Consider the following 19,735-nt stretch of genomic DNA (forward strand, 5'->3'; position numbering starts at 1 on the left):
GAGGCATGTTCCGCGTCCTTGCAATACTGTGTTTACATACAGTCTATCGCTTAGCGGAAAGTTCTTTTACCCTCAGCCGAAATGCCTGCCGTTGCTAGACATTGCCAGCCAGTGCCCGTCACTCCCATTCAGTACTTAATGAAAGCTACGGAACAACTAATAAATTTTATGGTTTGCATCTCACCCAAGAAGAAGCAGAAAAAACCATCCCGAAATTATTAGAACGTACTCAAAAGTATTTAAACCATAAAAAAGGTTAATACCCTTGCGTTGATCAGCTAATTGATCAACTGCTGGCTTTATAAACGCAAACGATGTTTTTTTAGTTGATTAAAATAATCCAAAACTTAATTTTGATAATTCAGCACCCATAATTCTACTAATGCATTTCCATCAAGCCTTAATTCAAACCATATTCAATTAACAATGAATTAACACCACTACGGCGTTATTTCTTAAATGTGGTATATGGCTTTACCCACCCCCTACTCGTCTATGGCTAATTGTTCCAGTGTCAGTCAAAAAATGAAATATAATTCATTCTCAAAAATGAGAATCTGTTCACAAATGGGAACGCGAAGCAGCCTTAATTTTAAAAATACCAGTTCATCTAGACTAAATTTGAGTAAGTCTGATTAATATTGAATAAAAAACCTAAGTTTTTCGCCGTATGTTTTAATCTTCAATGGTTTAACTTTAATGAAATTTTTTTTAAATAAACTAATTTAGTGGATTTTGACCGTTATAATGGTTTTATCTCGAGGCATATTGCCTTAAACTTGGAGCCGTGTGATATTAAAACTATCTAGTATCTTTTCTCATGAAGCTAGGATTGAATCCCTTGTTATTCAATTTGAAGCCGATTATCAAACTGCACTAAAGCAAGGTTTAGATATTTACTTTGGCGTTGGCTATGCAACTAATGAGGATAGTCAATCTATACAGGCGTATCTTGTGAAAGATAAGGAGATTTATAAAAAGCATTACTGGAGTTGGGAATACCCAAGAACACCACACAAAATTGAAAAAACTAAAGCTGAGCACCGCCATTGGTTAAACCTAGCTGATGTACGAAACGCTGCGCTCGAGGCGAATATTACAAATGAAGCAGATCTACAATCTGTTTTACAACGTTCATTCGCTACAATATAAAAAGGTAATCTAAATGATAAAAAAAAGTGTGGGTTTTGAACGTGCTTCTGATGTTCAAGCCATCGTTTACTCAGTAAATGATGGATCTGCAGTTTTTGTCGTACCAAATGGCTTTGTGGTGCTGGAGGTTCCATTGTCACAAACTCAAGCCGAGTACTTCAAGATGTATGAGAAGTCACCTAATGTATTTGTGTTGCACGGTAAGGCAAAATTCCATTACGTGTGTGATTGTGAAGTTGAACTGGTTGGCTTTAGTATAGAAAAATCTAAGCTAACAAATCAATTGGTCAATCCAAGCTTATTTAGCCACATTGATAAACCTGCAGTCAGTATAGATTGCGTCTATGATGATATGTCTGCACCAACTATAAGCCCTGGCTTTTATTGTTAATTAGCTGGTATAAAAGTAGCCCGAAATTCGGGCTTTTAATTTGTCTGAAGACAAGTTATTTCAACTCGCACGGCGCTTTAATTCTGATGTTATTTGCCCAAGAAAAAACATCCGAACCTTTTTGTGGGAAAGGCTGACTCTTAGAATACTGCAACCAACACACCGAATTATGGGTTGGATCTTGTGCCTTACGTTTTTCACGTAATTTAATCAGGCTTTCTCTTAACGCTGCAGTATCGTATTTTGGATCAAGTGACATAAAACCTACCGCAAACAGATCCGCATAAGATTCTCGCCATAGTTGCGTTTTACCGCTACTTTCAGCGGTTACAAAGGTAGATACATCATCCATCTTTACTTTGGACCGATCAGACGGCGCAATTGAATTTAATGCTTTAAGTGGCTGGCCAAGTTCACCAGGCACATCGGTCGCACGATCTAAACAGTGAGATAACTCGTGCGCTAATATCAGCATTTCCCAATCGTTGTAGCTTACATCGGTTTTTGCTTCTTTATACATGGTGTTCATGCTGGTTTTAGACATATTCACCAGGCAATATCCTGTACTAGATCTTAATGAAGCTGGAGAAGCTTGCGGTATATCTAAGGAAGTTAAAGCCCAACTTTCGTTAAAGTCACCTAACACAAGTGGCGCGTTGTAGTTTTCCTTGGCAAACTTTTGTAGTTGATTGAAGTTACTACCCGGTACCATCGCAGCAATATGGTCATGGTTGAACTGTTTCTTTTCTAGCGTTTTGAAACACCATATAAAACCATATGACAGTAGAAACATTAGGAATGGAACAACAGCAACAGAGAGCATAAGTAGCATAAAGTTTTCGTCTAGTCGCTTGGTTCGGTCTTTGGTCTTAATATAAGGTGTTGCCAAGCACCAGCTGAGCACTACTGTCATCAAGATTAAAATAACAAGAAAAGTCATGGTGTAGCCAACTGGTTGAATAAACGTAAAGGCAATCCACGCAAAACAAGTTAGGACGGTTAAGGTCCACAAAATGATGTTTAAAATGATTTTTGTTTTCACGCCGTTGGCATCCCTAATCTATAAAAATAAATGTGGCCCATTAAACGGGCCATATTGAGTCTGTTCTCTTCATCATCGCCAATGTGGTCGATATAAATATATTAATAAACCATCAAAGCTAAAAACTTTTCTTAAAAATTTAAGATGCCTGCACACCAGGATAATCGTTGTAGTTGCCATCAATAAATTGATTGGTAGATTTACTGACATCATCATACCAAATCGGCATGCATTTCGACTTGTCAGTTTGATCGATGGCCATGTATGGAAGTCCTAATTCGTTTTGAATCAATTCAGCATCCATAAATGGCTCAAGAACCTTCATAGGAATGGAAAACAAACACTCAACATACCCATTATCATGAATGACCTTCCGGCTGGCTTTAGAAGCACTGTCAAAGCGCAATGCATTCCACAAGTGAGAAGCTTCATTGATGGTATGTGGTTGTTTTAGGTAATTAGGATTTTCAGACGCATAGATCGACAGTGTATTCACATCAATCATCAGCTTAAGTACACCTGAACCGACCATATGTTCAATCGGTATATACAGCATGATAGCGCCGTATCCTAAGCTTCGTTTTTTAGCATCTGGATGTTCACCAATACCACCAATAACGCTATGAATAAGAATAGGTAGAGTTGTGTTCATTTTATAAACCTTTCAATAGTTTTATATCTCTTTATACATTTGATACCGCGTATAGCAGATATATAACACGGCGATGTTAATAGAGATTGCATACAGCCATTAATATTGATTAATGACTTCATCCATCACATAAATTGAGTAGTTGTACTGGTCTAAGCGATATTTGCTTTCTTCAGTATGTTCACTGGCCAATGCTTGTAGTTGAGTTTCGTTCATGGAAGAAGCATAGCGGTTACGGATTGATTTAAGCTGGCTCAATTCTAAACGTCCAGTACTCTTGGTCAGATTGCTGACAGTTGTGAATAGATCCTGGTCATATTCTTGCAATTCACCATACAGCCAAGCAAGGTGTTCTGCATTGATGTATGGGTTATTTTTTTCATAGTAGTTTTTCAGTTTGAATAAACTCAAACCACATATGAACACAGCAACTATAAGGCTAATGACAAGCCCCTCACCGAGTTTAAGTAGGTATAGGAATATAAAGATACTAATCACGCCAATGGCAATAGAGATATATCGCATGGTTTGATTTTGGAACATTTCTAACATGGGCATTACTCACTTTTTGTAATGTTGTTTTGATAAAGATGGTCTATTTGAGCGATGGCAAGTTTCATGCGTTCCGTGGTGCAAGTCAGGTCGTCATCAAAACGATGGTTGAATTCAACAATCCCCTGTTCTTCCATGTCTTGCATTTCACGCTTAGCATTACTTAAGCCTTTTTCTATACCAACCAGATTCAAGTTAAAGAAGTCTTCTAGTAGCTTTTCACTCTCAATGATTTGTTTGAGCTCAGTAACATAGACTTCAGTTTTCTTTTTGCTGATTTCCGCAGCCATCGCATAACGAAAGTTGCCGTTTACAACAACAGTTTTGAGGTCTGGTGAATATTCGTTGTATTCACTTGGAATTCGACTAACGGACTGGACGGCGTGACTCCAGCCATACTTCTGAAAATATTCAATTCCCGTCATGGTATATACCTACGATTGTTCTTTTTTAAGTTCAATAACAGCCAATAACGCTTTGTTTTGGCGTTCCAATTCATATTGTTTTTGGCGGTCTACATTTTGGCGATCGAAAAGTTCTCTAATCTGCTGTTTGTAGTGGTTGTCATAGTACGAATAGGCTTTACGTTCTGCTTTTCTACGTGCAATGCGAACTTTGGGATGCCAGTTGAATTCTTTGTCGTCTGCATAACCCCTCATGAACTCAACCAGTTTGCTATCACCACGCATTTTACAAACCTTAATGAAGCCCATTTCTAAAACTGTAATTGGCGCACGGCGCGGATCTCCAAACTCCCAACGCCGTTTAATCCCAAAGCCACACATCTCTATTTGAACCGTAATCATGGTTTAACCTTTATCAAATGTTTGAGCTTCTGGATCTTCGACATTAAATCTGGACCATCACTTTCATGGTAAGCAAGGTGTTCATTAACGAATGTGATAAAAGCATCCAATTCAGTTTGAATCGTTGCCAATTGATTGCGTAACCACTGGCATGTGGCTTCATCTTGTTTTATCGCCGTTTCAAGCAATCCTCTCGCATGTTCATAGGCATTTGCCTCACCTTGCGCCACCATATCTGCAGATGATTTCCAATCGCCCCATTTCTTATTCCAAAAGTCATCAAGCAGCTGCAGTAATTTTTCTACTTCCAATTGGTCATCGCTGATGGCTGGTGTTTGCATTTGATAGATAGACTTTTTAGTTTCTACTTCACTTTGCATCCAACCATCACGAAAAGCTTCCCATTTCGCCTGATGCACCCAAGAAGAATAATTGCCACTGGCCAACAGACTACCGACCACGCCGTATTTATTTTCAAAAGCGCTACGAGCTTCAATTTCTGAAGCAATGTTTTCATTCATGTTCATTGTTATTCACCGTCCGTAATTCAATTTCAGTTGAAGTGGCTAAACGGATGGTACGCTTGGCATATGCGATGCATCCGTAAAAAGTGGAACCGTGCGGATTGATTAGGTCCACGTACAAATGGCGAGTGGTGATGCGGTTGATCTAGAGCAATGCGTATCAATCATGCTGACTATCCCCATGAAGCAAAGGCACTTGTAATGAGATTTTTGTTTCCTTCATCTCATGAAGTTTTTGAATCGCACGTTCTGGATCTATCACCCATGCATCAAAGAGCAGTTGTGTGACAAAAGAAAACTTCTCACCAACTTTGCGGAACGGTGTGCCGTGGCTATTCAGGAATTGTTCAAACACAAGATATTGCTGTTCGATGGCCTGGTTAAGTTCAAACAGGTCAATACAGCCCTCTATCAAGTTGTACTCACCTAAAGCATTCGGCATAAACATCCATTTACGCTCATGGGTTAAGCCATCTACATGTAGGTAGGCATGTTTGTTGAGGCTAGTCCACTCAGGTTTCATCATGACGTAGGTGTTGTACTCGTCATCTTCAAGATAGTTGTAGTGGGTAGCATCAACGGGTTTCTTTGCTAAAACAGAAATGGCCTGTTCAAGTGTCAGACCGAGAATGAGTGCATGTGGTGTAGTTGATGATTGGTGATCCATATTCCCTACCCCTTAGATTGTCGGGCTAGTCGGTTTAGGACCACTCAAACAAATTTCGTTTTGAACGTGATTGTAGATCTCAGCCAAGTGAGGTCGTGTGCTAAAGAATTGATCTTCTGATGTATCAGAGAGGTTAGCACTCATGACTGTGAGTAGTGCTTCATTTTTGAATTGCGCTTGAACCGCCGACTTTAATGCACCATTCAATGAAGCATGCAGATTGTTGAATAGCGAAATAACACGGGCATTCTGATCATTCTTTTTGAAGAAGATAAAATTAACTTCACGTTCACGGAAAAACACCAGCTGATATTCAAGCCCTGATTCTGATAAATCATTCCCCATATCAATCAATGCATCATCTGGCACGGCGAACGCAGCGTATTTTGAATCAAAGTTTTGAAGTGCTTTACTTGAGATTAGATTCAAACTTACTTTGCCTTGAATCGGCACACATTGGCTCAGTTTCTTAGCCAAGTAATGTGCAGCAGCCATGTGATGTGATCCACCAGCATTTTGAACAAAAATCTTAGGACTCCAGCCATAGATAAAAAATTGATCAGTGGTTGTATCTGGAGAGTTCAATAAACGGATTTCTGGCCATAACAACATTCGATCTAAATTTTCCATACTCACATCACTAATGTAATCAGGGCATGCGTTTTTTACAAAATCATCAATGCTACGGTACTGGCTTAAATCCGACTTGGAATTTGAGAAGCCCCCAATTTCAGATAGGTCAAGTAAGCATGGTGTTTCAAGATGAATGATTTCTGCAAAAATCGGATTAAATACTTCAGCCAATTCTTCAGCAAAGGTAGAGATGTAGAACGGCTTATGATTTTGCGTATCTTGACCAAGGTAGCTGATGGAATCGTTATCTTTGGCATGTGGATTCAAAACAATGTTTTTGCCTGGTACAAAATTAGTAGGAGATATACCAGTCATACAAAGAGAATCTTTGATTTGATGAAAAGGGAAAACATCGGTCATGGCGATGCTGTCAGAATTGACTAAACGGGTATCAATAAAGGGTTTTAACTTGAGATTCTTATAAAGCTTATGTTTTGCTGAAAATACCGAAAGTAAAGTGTCTAACATTTTAAGCACTCCATTGATTAATGCTTTATTAAAACTAATAAAGATATATTAATACAGAAAGTGCTTATAAGTATTTTTTTGGAAAATTAATTTAAGAATTGCGGTTGAGTGGTATTAGTTGCAAGTGGTTGTACGGCGTTGTTATCGACAGACTTTGAGTACTGTTGCACTTCAACAATTCGCACACCTTTAACGTGTAAACGTGTTTTATAGTCAGTCATTCCAAGTGTTTGTAAGTCGTCTAGCTGTTCTTTAGTCATTGCCTATATCCTGTATATTGGATGTGATTTAAGGGCAATTTAATTGATGTATTAAGGATTGTAAAGGGTAAAACACAGTTCATTAAACTTTTTATGAAATGGTATATACCGATTAAGCCTAAAACAAAACAAGGTTTTAAGAAGTGGTTTAGTTATGTTTAAGAATACGCACGTTAAAACTAAGTTATTATATTAAAATGCATCTAAACTAGGGTTAAAACCAAACTGGATGCCAATATGTGTTCAAACATTGAATCTTACGCCGTGAACCTATCCAATGTACCTAAAGCTATCTCTTGCTTGAATATGTATGACTTTCAAACGTTAGCACTAGGACCAACCTATTTACCCCGATTTATCACTTGCAGATCGCCACATTCCATATACGGCGCTATTGGTTGCATTTGATGTGAATGCGTCTGAAAAGTTTCGCTTAATCGAAATGATGGTGCCTGAAGCCATTCCGCTGTCGCAGTTGTTGTTATTGGCCATATTCAATGAAACGCCGTATAAGAGCGAATATGAAATAGCCCAATACATGCCGAGTGATGAATTAAGGCGTATTAAGTACAAACAGCTCACCCAAAAAAACTAAAGGCTGGATAACCAGCCTTATGTCTTCTACATGGATGCGTTTAGTCATCCTTTTTTTTGATTGTAATGCCTGATCGTAATGAAGCTGAAGAACCTTTTGAACCAAGTATCACCAACAATTTTTCAAAAGTAACGCATTCGTGCGAGAACGGGTTTTTCATCAAAGCTTTTTCAAACTTAGCTGCATACTGTTGTTCTACGAATTCCATTTCATTTTTAGTGCTATGTGAGATGGCTTGATCAAGACTGGCTTTGTTTTCCGCAATGTATTGTGTCTGATCTTCAGGTTTTACATGGCGTGGTATCTGAACAAGCTGATATTCAGTAATTGGCGCAACGGTTAAGTCATATCCTGTTAGGATCTCTTTCAATTCATCATAGTAGCTGTCTAGGTTCATTGGTGTGATAACGGCGCGAGTCACAGTTTCAACATCACTTTCCTGTTGAGCCTGTTCAGGTTCGCTTATACGTTCACCATAGATATTAAATTCAGCATCAAGATCCGCATTGTTGTAAGCACCAGCTTGTACTTGAGGTGAAATGTCAGAATCTTTACCGAAGTACTGGAACTGTTTTCGCTTCTCAATAATCTGGTCTTTAATGTTTGCTTCTTTTTGTGCTGAAACAATACTTTCACGGTGTTTTTGTTCTTTGGAGATTTCACCTTTCGCCGTGGACGAAGACATTACTGTTCTTTGACCAGGTGCCATCCCTTCAGGTGTGATGGATTCAAGACGTCTTGCTTCAAGAATCTGATGTACAAAATCTTGAGTAAAGTCTTTTACCGTGTTGTTGTTTTCGTACAAGGTGTTATTGAGCTTTCTGCAGATCTCAAAATCACCAAGCGCCGTGACATTGGCAGATGAATTGTTGTCTGTCAGTAGCGTGTGTTTTTCCTCAATCTCATGAATGAAGTCTTCAATTTTTAAAGTAGGATCGTAGATTTCAGATTTTTGGATATTGAAGATTGGGCAAAGGTCATTTAAGCGTAAGTACTTGGGTTGATCACCAGCCACATAGAACGCCAACATTGATACGATTTTAACGTCTGAAGTTTTACCACCTTCCCCTTTAGTTGATATGAGCAAGGTAAATTCGCCGTTGTGCTGTCCGGCAATTTGTTCAATTGTCACACGTTTTTCTTTGGCAAACTGGACTTCTGTTTGTGGTACCGAACGGTTGAATACTAGACCTTGATACATATTGATTGAGTTAACTTTACCTTGCCACTCTTCACCAGCAAAACCATCAACCAATTTGTATGTTGTACTTTCAGCACCCGAAGTAGTACGTCCAATGGCTTTAACGGTCGTGTTACCCCATGTAGCAGCTGCTTCCTCTTTAGATCCACGTTCAATATCTTCAAATGTTTGAGCACCGAACGTAATAGAGAAGTTAAGCGAACGTGCCTGAGCTGGTAAAACCGAAGCACCGACAATAACGATGTAGCCCCATTCGTCCAAAAATAGCTTAAATGAAGTAGTGGCGTTGGTTGGTCGTGCGTCAATAATGGCACGGCGTAAACCTTCCATTTTGTTACCAAGGGAACCAGCCATCATTTGTTTAATTGAGCCAATGATTAATTTTCCGAGCATTTTGAGTGAGTCTGGTGAACGCTCAAGAGCTGGTAATGGCACAGTTAAGATACGGCGGTTAAGTACAACGTCAAAAATATCAATATCACCGCCATGCTCTACACCAAAGATGTGACCGTAGTTAAACGTCAAGTCGTTAATCGCTTTGGTTAACTGCATGGTGATATAACCGTGTTGCTCACGGGTTTTGGTTTCTTGTTTCTTTAACTTTTTAGGGTTGCTTGAATAACCAGGTAATGAAACGAGGTAGCCTTGAAGTTGTTCAGCCACACGTTCAAAGTCAATCCCGTATTTATCGTTATGACAAAATACCAATTCTTCAAGTGCTTCAAGTTCCATGTATTGCGTGAATACTTTTGGTGAAAGCTGAATGAAGCCATTGTCACGTAGATAGACCAAAACTCGTGTAAGTGCGGCGATAAAGGCCATCGCACGACCTTTCCACATGTCACCACCGCCACCGCCTGAGTCATCAAGCAAGTTGATCAAGAATTCAATCAACATCCCTGAGCTGGTGTTGCTCATTTGGTTCATTGAGTTGGTCATCTTGTCGGTTTGTGCACGTAGCATGTTACGACCTGAGGTAATGAAGTTGATCGTTAATAGATCCTCATTACGCCCAAAGCGGTTACATAAACGATAGTGGTCTTGTTGAGCCTTGGTATCACCTTTTGCGTCTACAAAGATATAACCTGAGTTTTGTACGTACTGGTTGGCACAGTTACCTAGCATGTATTCTGTTTTACCCGAACCCGTAGTACCTAACACAATTTGATGTGTACGGTCATCGGAGTTAGATGCATAAACAGGTAGACCAGTTTCACGGCAACGACCAAGGTAAGTCACACCCTCACCTTGTAGCTTATCGCGATTGGTACGTGCGTATTCCAAAAAGGCTTTTGGATTGTCCAGTACGTCATCTTTTACGCGTGATGTAATGTCAGTTGACGCATCCAGTGAGTTTGAATGCAACGGCGCACGGAATGGCCACTCAAAAAAGTAATCATTCGGATGTGTGTAGCGTTTTAATAGGTAATACGCGATCCCTATAAATATCTCACCGCCAAACGGAACAACAAACAAAATAACTGCAATAGCACCAAGAACGCCAACCAAATAATTAGCGCCGTCTGGCGCTGTAAGTTTTAAATGGATTTTCTCTAAGCCTGATCGTGTATCACGCTTAAGCGAACTTGGCCTGAACTTTGTTTGTGTGCCGTATTTTTGTGTAGAAGCCATGCTTTGCGACCTACTCTTTTATCTTCAGGATAATAGGCAAAGTCGTTGTTTAACGACCTTACCCATTTCCAAGCACTTCAATGTATATACCAATTAACGCAAATCTATATAGCTGATTGGAGTTAAGAAGAAACAGCTTCAGACTTACGTTGGTTCAGTAATTTTTTCTTCATGTTTTGCTCAAGTTCATAGCGTTGATATTCAACAACCATCTCTTGTGCCATGGTAGAAATCACTGAAGCAGTTGCTTTGTTTTCGTCAAAGTCCGTGCCTTTATTTTTGGCATTTTTCTCAATCATGGTACGCCGTGTCTTAATCTGGTTCTTCGCACCTTTTGGGTAAAATTGTGCAAGGACCTTCAACGCCTTACCACGTTCACCGATAAGGTCATACGTGTAGTTACGGAGCGCACGTTCATCGGGATGTGTACTGAGTGACCATAAAAGGATTGGACCAAGTGAAACGGTATATAAGCCCGAACATTCCATTTTTTCGAGTTTAATTTTACTGAAGTACGTTAAGCCTTGATCTGAGAAACCTACGTTACCTGAACCAAGAGCATCCATTTCTAGTTGAGTTAGACCGATACTGTCACGAATAGCTTCACGAGATTCGCGTGTACCAGGATCGACAATCACATACGCCGTAGCAAAGCCAACCAAGTCTTTAAAGTCTTCTACTTTGTGTGATGCCAAGTTAAGACGAGCACCCCATTTACGCAATGTACGTGCGTCTTCAGCCAATTCTTCTAATAGGATTGGATCGCCTTTCGCAACGTGCAATTCGTCATAAGACATAATTTTGCGGTCTTCAAGAAGCTCATTAATCAGTTGGGTTGCATATTCACGATAAGCTTGTGGGAATTTTGGAATATCGTCACGGCTCACGGCGAACTTACGCTTAATGAACATCCGTACAATCTGGAAGAATAGAGATGTAGTTTTAGGATCTGATGATGTCGCAACTTCGTTTAAGTCGATAGAAGCTACACGAGCGTTACCGATGTCAAAGTTAGTGTGATAGAAGAATGCTGGATAGGTATTTTGTGCAGCCATAATCTGATGCGCCAAAAAGTCCAGTGCTCGTTCATTATCAATATGAACATCACTCCAAACATCTAAAATTGATGAATCAGAAAGGGTTTCAATCATATCGCCAATAGTCGGCATTGCGTAACGGTGTGCCAACGTGCGTCCACGGATCTCATTCAAAGAATGGAAAAGGTCACGTAGAGCGTAATAAGAAATATCCTTACCTTGTTCAGAATGTGGCTCAATCAGTCCGTGTTTTTCCATGATGCGATCTAGTTCTGGATCTGCAAAGCGCATGTACTTACGTGCTTTATGATCAGCATTCGTATCATCAGCAAAATAGAATGTACGGCGTAGGACCGCACCAATAACGTCAGAAGTATTTTTGGCTGGTTGCCCTTTCAATTCAGGCGGTGTTACCAATGAACTTAAAAACGCTGTCATTTGACGCATTTCGTAGTTTAACGGGTAGCGTAAGCCCATACTGAATTCAAGCGGATTAATCGCTTCTTCTTTTGAGTTTTTAATACGCTTATAGATGGCATAGTGACGTAGCTCTTCAGGCAATGAATCTTGCACTGTTTCTACTAACCCACGGCTTGACTCACCCACATCGACAATATAGGTCAACGGGATACGCTCGTTACCAGGCATCATGATGTCCTCAAGCATGCCTTTGTTCATTGTGACCGATTTACCCGTACCCGGTTTACCAATGTTAATAGTCGTCCATACAGTCACTTCATTTGAGAACGAATCAAGAATAATCAGTTTACCGTCTAAGGTTTTGTTGAGCTGATGCCCTTTATGGAATGGTGAGTTAATACGTGTCAGCGGTAACATGTAGAACACATCAAACAGCGGTGCCGGTGAAATAGGTGCGTGATTACGTACCATCAAGCCCGGTATATGTGATGCCCAAGTCAAAATAGGATCGCCAGCCTGTTCCATGACTTTTGCACCGCCCCACGCTTCAAAACTCTTCCAAAGCTTTTGGCGCCGTCCTACAAGAATGTTTACACCATCTTCGGTATTCGGTGCCCATGTCATCATGGTCATTTGCAGACCAGCAACAGTGTCTACTTGATCTAGGTCATTTTTAGTGGCCATCAAAATGTTACCAGCATTACGAATGGCTTTGTTTTGTGCCGTCATAAAGTGAATAACGCTTGATAACGTGCGTTTCATCATGGTTCCAGCCATGCCATCACCAGTAATACAGTAACTCACCGCATATGGGATAGAACGGATGTTACCGTTAGTGTCGTGCGTTTTGGCCTGGTGTAGTAAGCGGAATAGCGTTTCAAACGTATTCGTCTTAGCTGGATATATATCTACCATCAATGGCGCATATACAACGCCGTCAGTGATAACACTTCCCACTGGATAGAATGAACCTTGACTTGTACCAGGTAAGATCGCATTCGTCATGAGTTGTTCTGAGATCGGTTGATACAAAACGTGTGACGCATCATGTTCTGATGGTATTTCTTTCCAACGCATCGGTAAGCGTGTATTCAACATCGGCACAGACAAGGTGAAGTCATCTGAAGTTGAATGTGAGGCAATTTGTTTTTTAATCGTTAGACCAGCTTCAACAACATTCAATACTTCATAGATTGCTGGAAATTCTTCAGTTGAGAGTGAGTTTAAGAATTGTGAGACAAAAGACTCATGGTGTACGTATAAGCTGTCCGATGATTTAAGCATGTCTTGAGCATTGACCGTACTTGGCATTGTAATTTGCGACAGTAGCTTTTTACGGTTTTTTGAGTCTTGAGCTTTATCGATTGGCGATAGTAAGGTTGGCTCAGAGATTAAAGCGATATAACAGCTTTCGTTAAATACACCGCCTGAAATGGTTTCTGTCATTTCATCAATGATGATGTCTAGATTCATCGCACAACGCGCCGTGGTCGCTTTTTGCATGACGTTCAAGTCATGAATCGCGTATGGCGTCTCATGGTCTACTTTGAACGCTAGATGAATCGTATGTCCACGGTCTTTGAAGTAGTTACGCATGTTGCTCGTCATCAAACCAATTTGACGGCTGAATGCATCACCACTAATTAAACTCTTAATCCCCTTATATTCGATGATCGTAATCATTGCACCAGTTTTTGTGACAAACGTATGTTCGTCCGATACTGTTTCTAAATCGCAATAATCCTCTACGTCAGCTTTCATGCTTTGTAGGAATAACATCAATATAATTTCAATCTTGGAGTAACCAGTCTTATTATAACCAGACTTCTCAGCTTTCTTCTTACTCATTTAAACACCTTTATTAATTCACCTTTCTACGTCTATCTTTGATTAGACATGCCTTTAAGCATTAAGCACTAAAAAACGGCAATTCTCTTAAAACGTTAATCGCACTGTCGAAATCCTTATTTTGAATTGCGTCTTCAAGACTTTTAACAGAGGGTTTTAAGCTTGTATCTAAAACCAACCTTAATAAAAGTTCATAGTAGGTACTGTTAAAATGGATATTATCATTTTTTGAATTAGTAAATACATCAGTTTTAACGGTTTCGTCCTCTTTTAATTCGACATACTTCTTAAAACTATTTAGGTCAAACACTAAACCCTTATTAAGCAGTTGCCAAAACACCGTTTCTAAAACCTCTTGGCTTTCCCCTAAAGTACCCACCTTGAAGTTTAAGGAACCTGTATTTTTAAGTTGGAAGTGAACCTTATCAAGCTCTATGTAGATCTCTTTGTTCTGGTATAAGCCCTGTTCGTGGAAAACTTTAGACACCGATAGCTTTAAGTTTTGGTATATACAATAAGTTTGCAGCGAACTCATTTTTAAGTTGCCCGTATCTATCTGGTTTGTCGCATCTTCTACGGACGTTGGTAGGTGTATCATCGGAAAGTAGCGTGTCAGTTCTTCAGACAGTTTCTTTTGTTCCAAAACGCTTATAATTGATAATGGATTGTCAAATCCAAAGTTGGTGCTCAGTAATTTCTTATGCTTCACACTCACACTTTGCTTAACCTGTATTTCAACGTCTAAGCCACTCAGCGCCGTTATTTTGTTTAGGTGTACCAAAGTGTCATCCAACAGCAAACAATCGCTGTTAACGGGGATATTCATCAACAGTAGCGCTTTAATCAGTGGATCTTGAAAATGCCCCGTTGTGTCTTCACCAGTTGTTGTCTGATTCCCTATCGCTATATGTACAACATGGAGTAGCAATAGCGTGTTAGATGTATGGCCAGTGTCCCGTGTCGTTGGTATATACAAATCGTTCAGGAAGTTGAAAGCCTCAGTACCTATAACGCATAAGCGAAATATCGATAGCTGATCGTGCGTTTCCTTTGGTAGTGCATCTATCCCAAGTTCCCAATGTTTGTAGATGTATGGACCAATAAATGAGTATTCATCATCATTCAATATGTCCGTCTCAAATACGCTATCCAATACCGCTATATCATTCACTATGTCAGGCTTAAATGGCTGTAACACTATGCCCGATATAACCTCTTCTAAGCTCATATCTATGTATTCGGTATCTGCTAAGCATTCTGTCATTTTTGTGAGCTCACTTATCACCCAAACCCTTAAATACATCTAGTGTTTGGTAGTACTCATACTGCTCGTCAGTAAAGATATTCGGGGAAAATACTATGTAGTGGTTTGGCAGATTAAAGCTCTCGTATGCTTCGTCTGATACCTTTTCCAAAGCTTTTGCGAGTTGATACAAAGAAAAGTTTTTGTTCTCTTTGATGGCATTCAAATACCACTCTTTGTACTTGCGGAGCTGGTCTACGTAATCAACGTTCGCTACCAACATATCTTCTTGCTTGGCTTCTTCATATTCAGCCATTGTGTTGAACTTAATGTCCGTGAAGTACAGTTGGGTATCAATGCTTTGGGCTCGTGTCTTAATCGCATTAAACGCCTGTATATCCTCAAACATATTACGTGCGTATTCTGCTTCAGACATCTTTGTAGGATTAGGGCGTTGATGGCGCTTTAACGGCTCTACAAGCAAGCTTTGGCGATGTCGCCGTGCGAACTTAGCAAGCTCAGGATCTTGGTTGTCAGACTTATGCGATAACACCAGTAATGAACGTTGATATTGATTAAAGATCTCTTGAGGTATGTTCGTACTCAATACGCATATTTCAGCTTTCTTTTCCAGTGATAGTGCAAAGATGTGGTTTTGTGCATGGCATAGCGTACAGACCGCTACAATGTTCTCAGCCGTATGATTGCTATGATCGCCGTCTAAGTGATGTGGCTCTAAAAAGTATTCGTCATAGAAATCACAAAAATAGCATTTAGCTGGTTGTGAAGACATTATTTGCTTTATTGTCTCATTGGTTTTAAAACCATCATGGATAGTTTTATCTTGACGTATCTCTTGCTTGTCGTTTACGCCGTTAATAGGTCTTAAAATACCAAACTTACGGTTTATATGTTTCACTTAAACCCCTTAATACTATTAAGTAAGGTCTAATTAAAACATGTATATACTATTTTTAAAATAAAAAAAGCGCAGCCTAAGCCACGCTTTTAAACTTATTTATTATTATATTACGCACTACCCGTAATAGTGTTCGCAGCAGAGAACATGATGAAGCCTACGATTGATAACGCACCACCTACACCAATACAGATCCAAGCAGTTTTCTTTTTCTTTTGTTGATCTTCTTCTGATGTATACATCATATACAAACCAGTACCAACTAAGCCTAAACCAAGCACCATGAACACTACGATTAAGAATTTATAAACGTTTTGACCTAATGTTTCACCACGACCTAAGATTTCATTCGCATCAGAACCAGCATTGTGTTTACCATAAGCTGTACCACCTGGGTTCCATGTGCCAGTGTTTGCATATGCAACTTGACCCATTAATGCAGAAACAAAGGCTAAAAACATTACTTTTGCGCGGAATGCAGTCGCTTTTACAGTGCGAACTGAGTGTTTTACTAATGATACCATTGGCATTTTCCTTTTATTTAATATACGGGAGCTAATCTCCGCACTGTAATTAAACATTCTTAAAACCCTATTGCTTTAAGTTGCTTAATTTTAAACTTCTCGTTAAATATCTTCAATATCTTATACAATGTTTTTAAGAAACTCTCACCCTATTTTAAGAAGATTGTTTAAAATATTGTAAAAAAGGTTCCTCCTATTTGTGTTCCAAAGGTATTAACAAAGACATCGTGTACGTCCTGAACGTATACACATAATACACCTGTTATAATTAAAACCCATGCTTTGCGGTATGTCGCATTGCCTTGAGCATCAATTTTCTCTACAAAACCATATAAGCCACGAGCTACCGCTATAATCCCTACCAGTTGCGTAAAACCTACAACCGCCGTAACGATATATGCACCTAAATCATTAGCACCAGCATCAGGCAAGTAACTTTGTACCGTTACAAGTTCTATGCCATTACCACCAAACAATGAAGAACCTAGTGCACCAATGATATATCCGTCATATCCAAGTGATGCAAAAGCACCACCGATAAGAATCTTCAACAATGCCCCACCAGTGGTAGGCTCTTTCATTCCATGACCAAAGAACTTTTGTTGAGGTGATGATGCTTGCACTAAGTCAAAAAGCGCCGTGCCAGTAATCACCAACCCCGTTACAACAAAGCAAATGCGTATAAAGCTTAGTAGTGGACCGTATATGTTTAATATCGCTTTAACTATATCTAATGCATCCACGCTATTTTCCTTATTTCACCCAAATGGCTTGTTCGTTTTCGTCAACAGCATAGACCGTGCGATTGTCTGGCATCTTCTGACCTACATAGACTGTATATGTATGGTTTTGAGAATCTGTCATCCAAGCACGATCGCCTACAACCGCAAAAGCATCCAAACGTTTTGCACCTTTTGGAATTGATAAGGTTTTAGATCCCGATGTACTTAAAGCCTTTTGCTTAGTCTGGTCTTTAGCTATTGTGATTAAACTAGTCTTTAATTCCTTAATTGCCTGTTCTTGCAATTCAACAAGGTTTTTAAGATCGTCATTTTCAGCTTTCAGTTGTTCATTTTTGATTTTGGTTTCTGATTGAGCAACTGCAGTTTGTTCGCCGTTTTGTATTTGCCCTTGCGCTTGCTCTTTTTCTTGCAAACGGTGTAATAAAACAAGTGCATTCGTACCCTGACTTTGATAGAAGCTAATTGCCTCTTTTCCTAGATCAGAATCAATCGGATACGACATGGATTTGTACATAATCATGTATTGACCAGTGGTAGGATCTTTAAACACAATATTTTCATCAACAATGAACGCCGTATCATCAGCAATACTATTGTCCTTTAAAGGTTGTTGATTTTGGATGTATGTTGCTTGTGTTTGTTGAATGCCTTGACCAACAGTATCAATGGATTCTGGTGTTTGTTCTGGAGCAACTGCCGTGCTGACGTCTTTTGGTTTACTCATTTGTATCCAAAAGAAAGTACCAATCATAATTAAGGCAATAACACCAATAACAATAAGAAGTTTTGGAGGAATACCACCCTTCGCACCACCTTCGCCTTTTTGGGGTTTGCCTTCAGCATCTTTTAGGTTTTTCTTTGCCTGTTCAGCAGTCATTTGATTATCAGACATTTCGCTTACCCCTTACTTTTCGGTGTTGTTACGTCAGCATCAAAAAAGACTTCAAATACTTTTCCGCTGTTAACGATATACGTAGTTGGTCGAACTGTTGATGTACGTGCCATGTTCGCCATTTCCGTACCAACGTTACCAATGATGTTCCCGGCAATTTCTTTATCGTTTGGCTCTTCCTTCGTGCTTACAACATTGCCAGTATTTGTGATTTGGGTTGTACCAATGTTTTGATAGGCTTGTCCGTACCCCTCAAAGATTCCAGCAGTAACCATACCGCCAAGCTTTTGCAAAGTGTGTTTTTGGACTTTATCAGCCATACCCGATTGTTTTGTTCCAAGAGTTAAAGCTCGTACTTGGATTGCATACTCTTCGCCCTTAAACAACATACGGGTAAAGTTAAATTCAATATCCGCAGTATTCAGACCAACAGTACCAATAAGTTTTGCGCCGTTAAATTTACCGCCAATAACAGTAGCAAATAGGTTTTTACCTTTATCAGTATTCACACCTGTATCTAAACGCGCTTTCATTGTTGTACCAGCTTTAATGATTGCTAGTCCTTTAGTAGATTCGCTAGTCGTTTTCGCAACGTTCAAGCTTCCAAGGTTTTGTTGCCCTTCCGATGCTTTAGTGTTGTGTGAATATTTATATGTTGAATATCCGTTGACCTTGTTCTTTGTATTAGAAAACGCAGCAAGTTGATCAACAAAAGCAGTTTGACTTAATTCACGCGTTGCAACATTACGTTCTGCATTAGCAGCTGCTTGTTGGCTATATACATTAGCAACATCATTAGCAGCAGATGAAGCATGTTCATATTGTTGCGCGTAGTTAGTTTGATAAATCGGTGCGTTTTGATTAGCACCGTTTTGTGCTTGTGGTTGTTGTGGTAGACCACCGCTAGTTGGTTGAGGTAATGCGCCACCATAAGCACCACCTTGATTTGCCATATTAGCTCTGGCCATCTGGTCAAGTTCAAGCGTAATGTTTGGTGTACCACCTTTTGCAGAACCGTTTACAGGTTGCCCATTTGGACCTGTAATAAAGTTCTGATCGTTCAGATCGCCGTTTGGATCTTGTGTTGCAACTGTTTTAAATTCGGGTAAATAGCTTTCACCATTTTTGCCAGCTTGAGCAGCTTCTTCAGCTTGTTTTTGACGTTCATATTCTACGTATTCAGGAGGGATAACATTTGTACCCTGTCCTTGGATTTCTGGTGTAGCAATAGCAACCTGATTATCTAAAGCTAGTTGGTCACTTTTCCCCATTGGGTTAAACATAAAAAAGCCTAAACCACCAACTACTACCAAACCAATAATTGCAACAACGCGAAAGCGCGTATCTGCAAAAACACGTTTTTTGTTAGCAGTTTTAATACTTGTATTTTTCAGTTTTTTAGGTTGGTCTTCTTCTGAATGAACTTGGTTTGCAGAAATAATAGTTTCATCGGTAGTACCTACTTCAGTGCTACGACTAGAATTCTCTTCAATGTCATTCGGGTTATTTTGTTGGTTCGTTGAATCCATTTTTA

The 19,735-nt window shown here is 39.6% G+C and carries 20 protein-coding genes; 3 read left to right on the forward strand and 17 right to left on the reverse strand.

Annotation, left to right across the window (positions count from 1 at the left end; translation table 11 throughout):
• Nucleotides 1–789 precede the first annotated feature (789 nt).
• Together FTT84_RS10260 and FTT84_RS10265 are read left to right on the forward strand one after the other, a co-directional pair.
• Entirely contained in the window at nt 790–1,152 is a 363-nt protein-coding gene (locus FTT84_RS10260) for a hypothetical protein (RefSeq protein ID WP_227520106.1), read from the forward strand.
• A gap of 13 nt (nt 1,153–1,165) precedes the next feature.
• Nucleotides 1,166–1,543 carry a hypothetical protein gene (locus FTT84_RS10265; protein ID WP_057694184.1) on the forward strand — a complete coding sequence of 126 codons (378 nt, stop codon included), beginning with the start codon at nt 1,166–1,168 and terminating at the stop codon, nt 1,541–1,543.
• Nucleotides 1,544–1,598: 55 nt separating this feature from the next.
• On the opposite strand, the gene FTT84_RS10270 is transcribed toward FTT84_RS10265, so the two are convergent.
• The 9 genes from FTT84_RS10270 to FTT84_RS10310 form a co-directional block, all read right to left on the reverse strand.
• The gene (locus FTT84_RS10270) at nt 1,599–2,585 is read right to left on the reverse strand and encodes a hypothetical protein (RefSeq protein ID WP_065995117.1); all 987 of its coding nucleotides are present in this window, start codon (nt 2,583–2,585) and stop codon (nt 1,599–1,601) included.
• 139 nt (nt 2,586–2,724) lie between these two features.
• Nucleotides 2,725–3,237 carry a hypothetical protein gene (locus FTT84_RS10275; RefSeq protein WP_043041524.1) on the reverse strand — a complete coding sequence of 171 codons (513 nt, stop codon included), beginning with the start codon at nt 3,235–3,237 and terminating at the stop codon, nt 2,725–2,727.
• Between the two features lie 99 nt (nt 3,238–3,336).
• Complete coding sequence (locus FTT84_RS10280) at nt 3,337–3,789, reverse strand: hypothetical protein (RefSeq protein ID WP_033917408.1); 453 nt, start codon at nt 3,787–3,789, stop codon at nt 3,337–3,339.
• A gap of 5 nt (nt 3,790–3,794) precedes the next feature.
• Nucleotides 3,795–4,214, reverse strand: coding sequence for a hypothetical protein (locus FTT84_RS10285; protein ID WP_000145713.1), 420 nt, complete (start codon nt 4,212–4,214; stop codon nt 3,795–3,797).
• 9 nt (nt 4,215–4,223) lie between these two features.
• On the reverse strand, nt 4,224–4,595 hold the full coding sequence (locus tag FTT84_RS10290) for a hypothetical protein (protein ID WP_005005929.1): 372 nt from the start codon (nt 4,593–4,595) through the stop codon (nt 4,224–4,226).
• A complete protein-coding gene (locus tag FTT84_RS10295; protein ID WP_033917402.1) occupies nt 4,592–5,122 on the reverse strand; it encodes a hypothetical protein in 531 nt (176 codons plus the stop codon). Before FTT84_RS10295 ends, FTT84_RS10290 begins: the two co-directional genes overlap by 4 nt.
• Nucleotides 5,123–5,279: 157 nt before the next feature.
• Entirely contained in the window at nt 5,280–5,786 is a 507-nt protein-coding gene (locus tag FTT84_RS10300) for a hypothetical protein (protein WP_033917403.1), read from the reverse strand.
• Nucleotides 5,787–5,798: 12 nt separating this feature from the next.
• On the reverse strand, nt 5,799–6,887 hold the full coding sequence (locus tag FTT84_RS10305) for a DUF6685 family protein (RefSeq protein ID WP_065995116.1): 1,089 nt from the start codon (nt 6,885–6,887) through the stop codon (nt 5,799–5,801).
• 86 nt (nt 6,888–6,973) lie between these two features.
• Nucleotides 6,974–7,147 (reverse strand): hypothetical protein, encoded by a 174-nt coding sequence (locus tag FTT84_RS10310; RefSeq protein WP_162900306.1) that lies wholly within the window; start codon nt 7,145–7,147, stop codon nt 6,974–6,976.
• A 409-nt stretch (nt 7,148–7,556) separates the two neighbouring features.
• Between FTT84_RS10310 and FTT84_RS10315 the strand changes: the two genes are divergently transcribed.
• On the forward strand, nt 7,557–7,742 hold the full coding sequence (locus FTT84_RS10315; RefSeq protein WP_058952567.1) for a hypothetical protein: 186 nt from the start codon (nt 7,557–7,559) through the stop codon (nt 7,740–7,742).
• Nucleotides 7,743–7,782: 40 nt separating this feature from the next.
• Here FTT84_RS10315 and FTT84_RS10320 read toward each other — a convergent pair whose 3' ends face one another.
• The 8 genes from FTT84_RS10320 to FTT84_RS10355 form a co-directional block, all read right to left on the reverse strand.
• Nucleotides 7,783–10,575: a type IV secretion protein DotL gene (locus tag FTT84_RS10320; RefSeq protein WP_042892356.1), complete on the reverse strand. Its 2,793-nt coding sequence runs from the start codon at nt 10,573–10,575 to the stop codon at nt 7,783–7,785.
• A gap of 122 nt (nt 10,576–10,697) precedes the next feature.
• Nucleotides 10,698–13,880, reverse strand: a complete 3,183-nt coding sequence (locus FTT84_RS10325) for a hypothetical protein (protein WP_058952566.1) — start codon at nt 13,878–13,880, stop codon at nt 10,698–10,700.
• Between the two features lie 61 nt (nt 13,881–13,941).
• On the reverse strand, nt 13,942–15,144 hold the full coding sequence (locus FTT84_RS10330) for a hypothetical protein (protein ID WP_058952613.1): 1,203 nt from the start codon (nt 15,142–15,144) through the stop codon (nt 13,942–13,944).
• 10 nt (nt 15,145–15,154) lie between these two features.
• Nucleotides 15,155–15,916, reverse strand: coding sequence for an HNH endonuclease (locus FTT84_RS10335; RefSeq protein ID WP_227557110.1), 762 nt, complete (start codon nt 15,914–15,916; stop codon nt 15,155–15,157).
• Nucleotides 15,917–16,152: 236 nt separating this feature from the next.
• On the reverse strand, nt 16,153–16,566 hold the full coding sequence (locus FTT84_RS10340) for a hypothetical protein (RefSeq protein WP_166135299.1): 414 nt from the start codon (nt 16,564–16,566) through the stop codon (nt 16,153–16,155).
• 167 nt (nt 16,567–16,733) lie between these two features.
• Nucleotides 16,734–17,309, reverse strand: a complete 576-nt coding sequence (locus tag FTT84_RS10345) for a hypothetical protein (protein WP_005005910.1) — start codon at nt 17,307–17,309, stop codon at nt 16,734–16,736.
• 10 nt (nt 17,310–17,319) lie between these two features.
• Complete coding sequence (locus FTT84_RS10350; RefSeq protein WP_043041531.1) at nt 17,320–18,201, reverse strand: hypothetical protein; 882 nt, start codon at nt 18,199–18,201, stop codon at nt 17,320–17,322.
• Between the two features lie 5 nt (nt 18,202–18,206).
• Nucleotides 18,207–19,730 (reverse strand): DotG/IcmE/VirB10 family protein, encoded by a 1,524-nt coding sequence (locus FTT84_RS10355; RefSeq protein WP_005005904.1) that lies wholly within the window; start codon nt 19,728–19,730, stop codon nt 18,207–18,209.
• Nucleotides 19,731–19,735: the final 5 nt, after the last annotated feature.

The sequence above is a fragment of the Acinetobacter sp. YH01019 genome (genome assembly GCF_013420285.1).
Classification (GTDB): domain Bacteria; phylum Pseudomonadota; class Gammaproteobacteria; order Pseudomonadales; family Moraxellaceae; genus Acinetobacter; species Acinetobacter gandensis.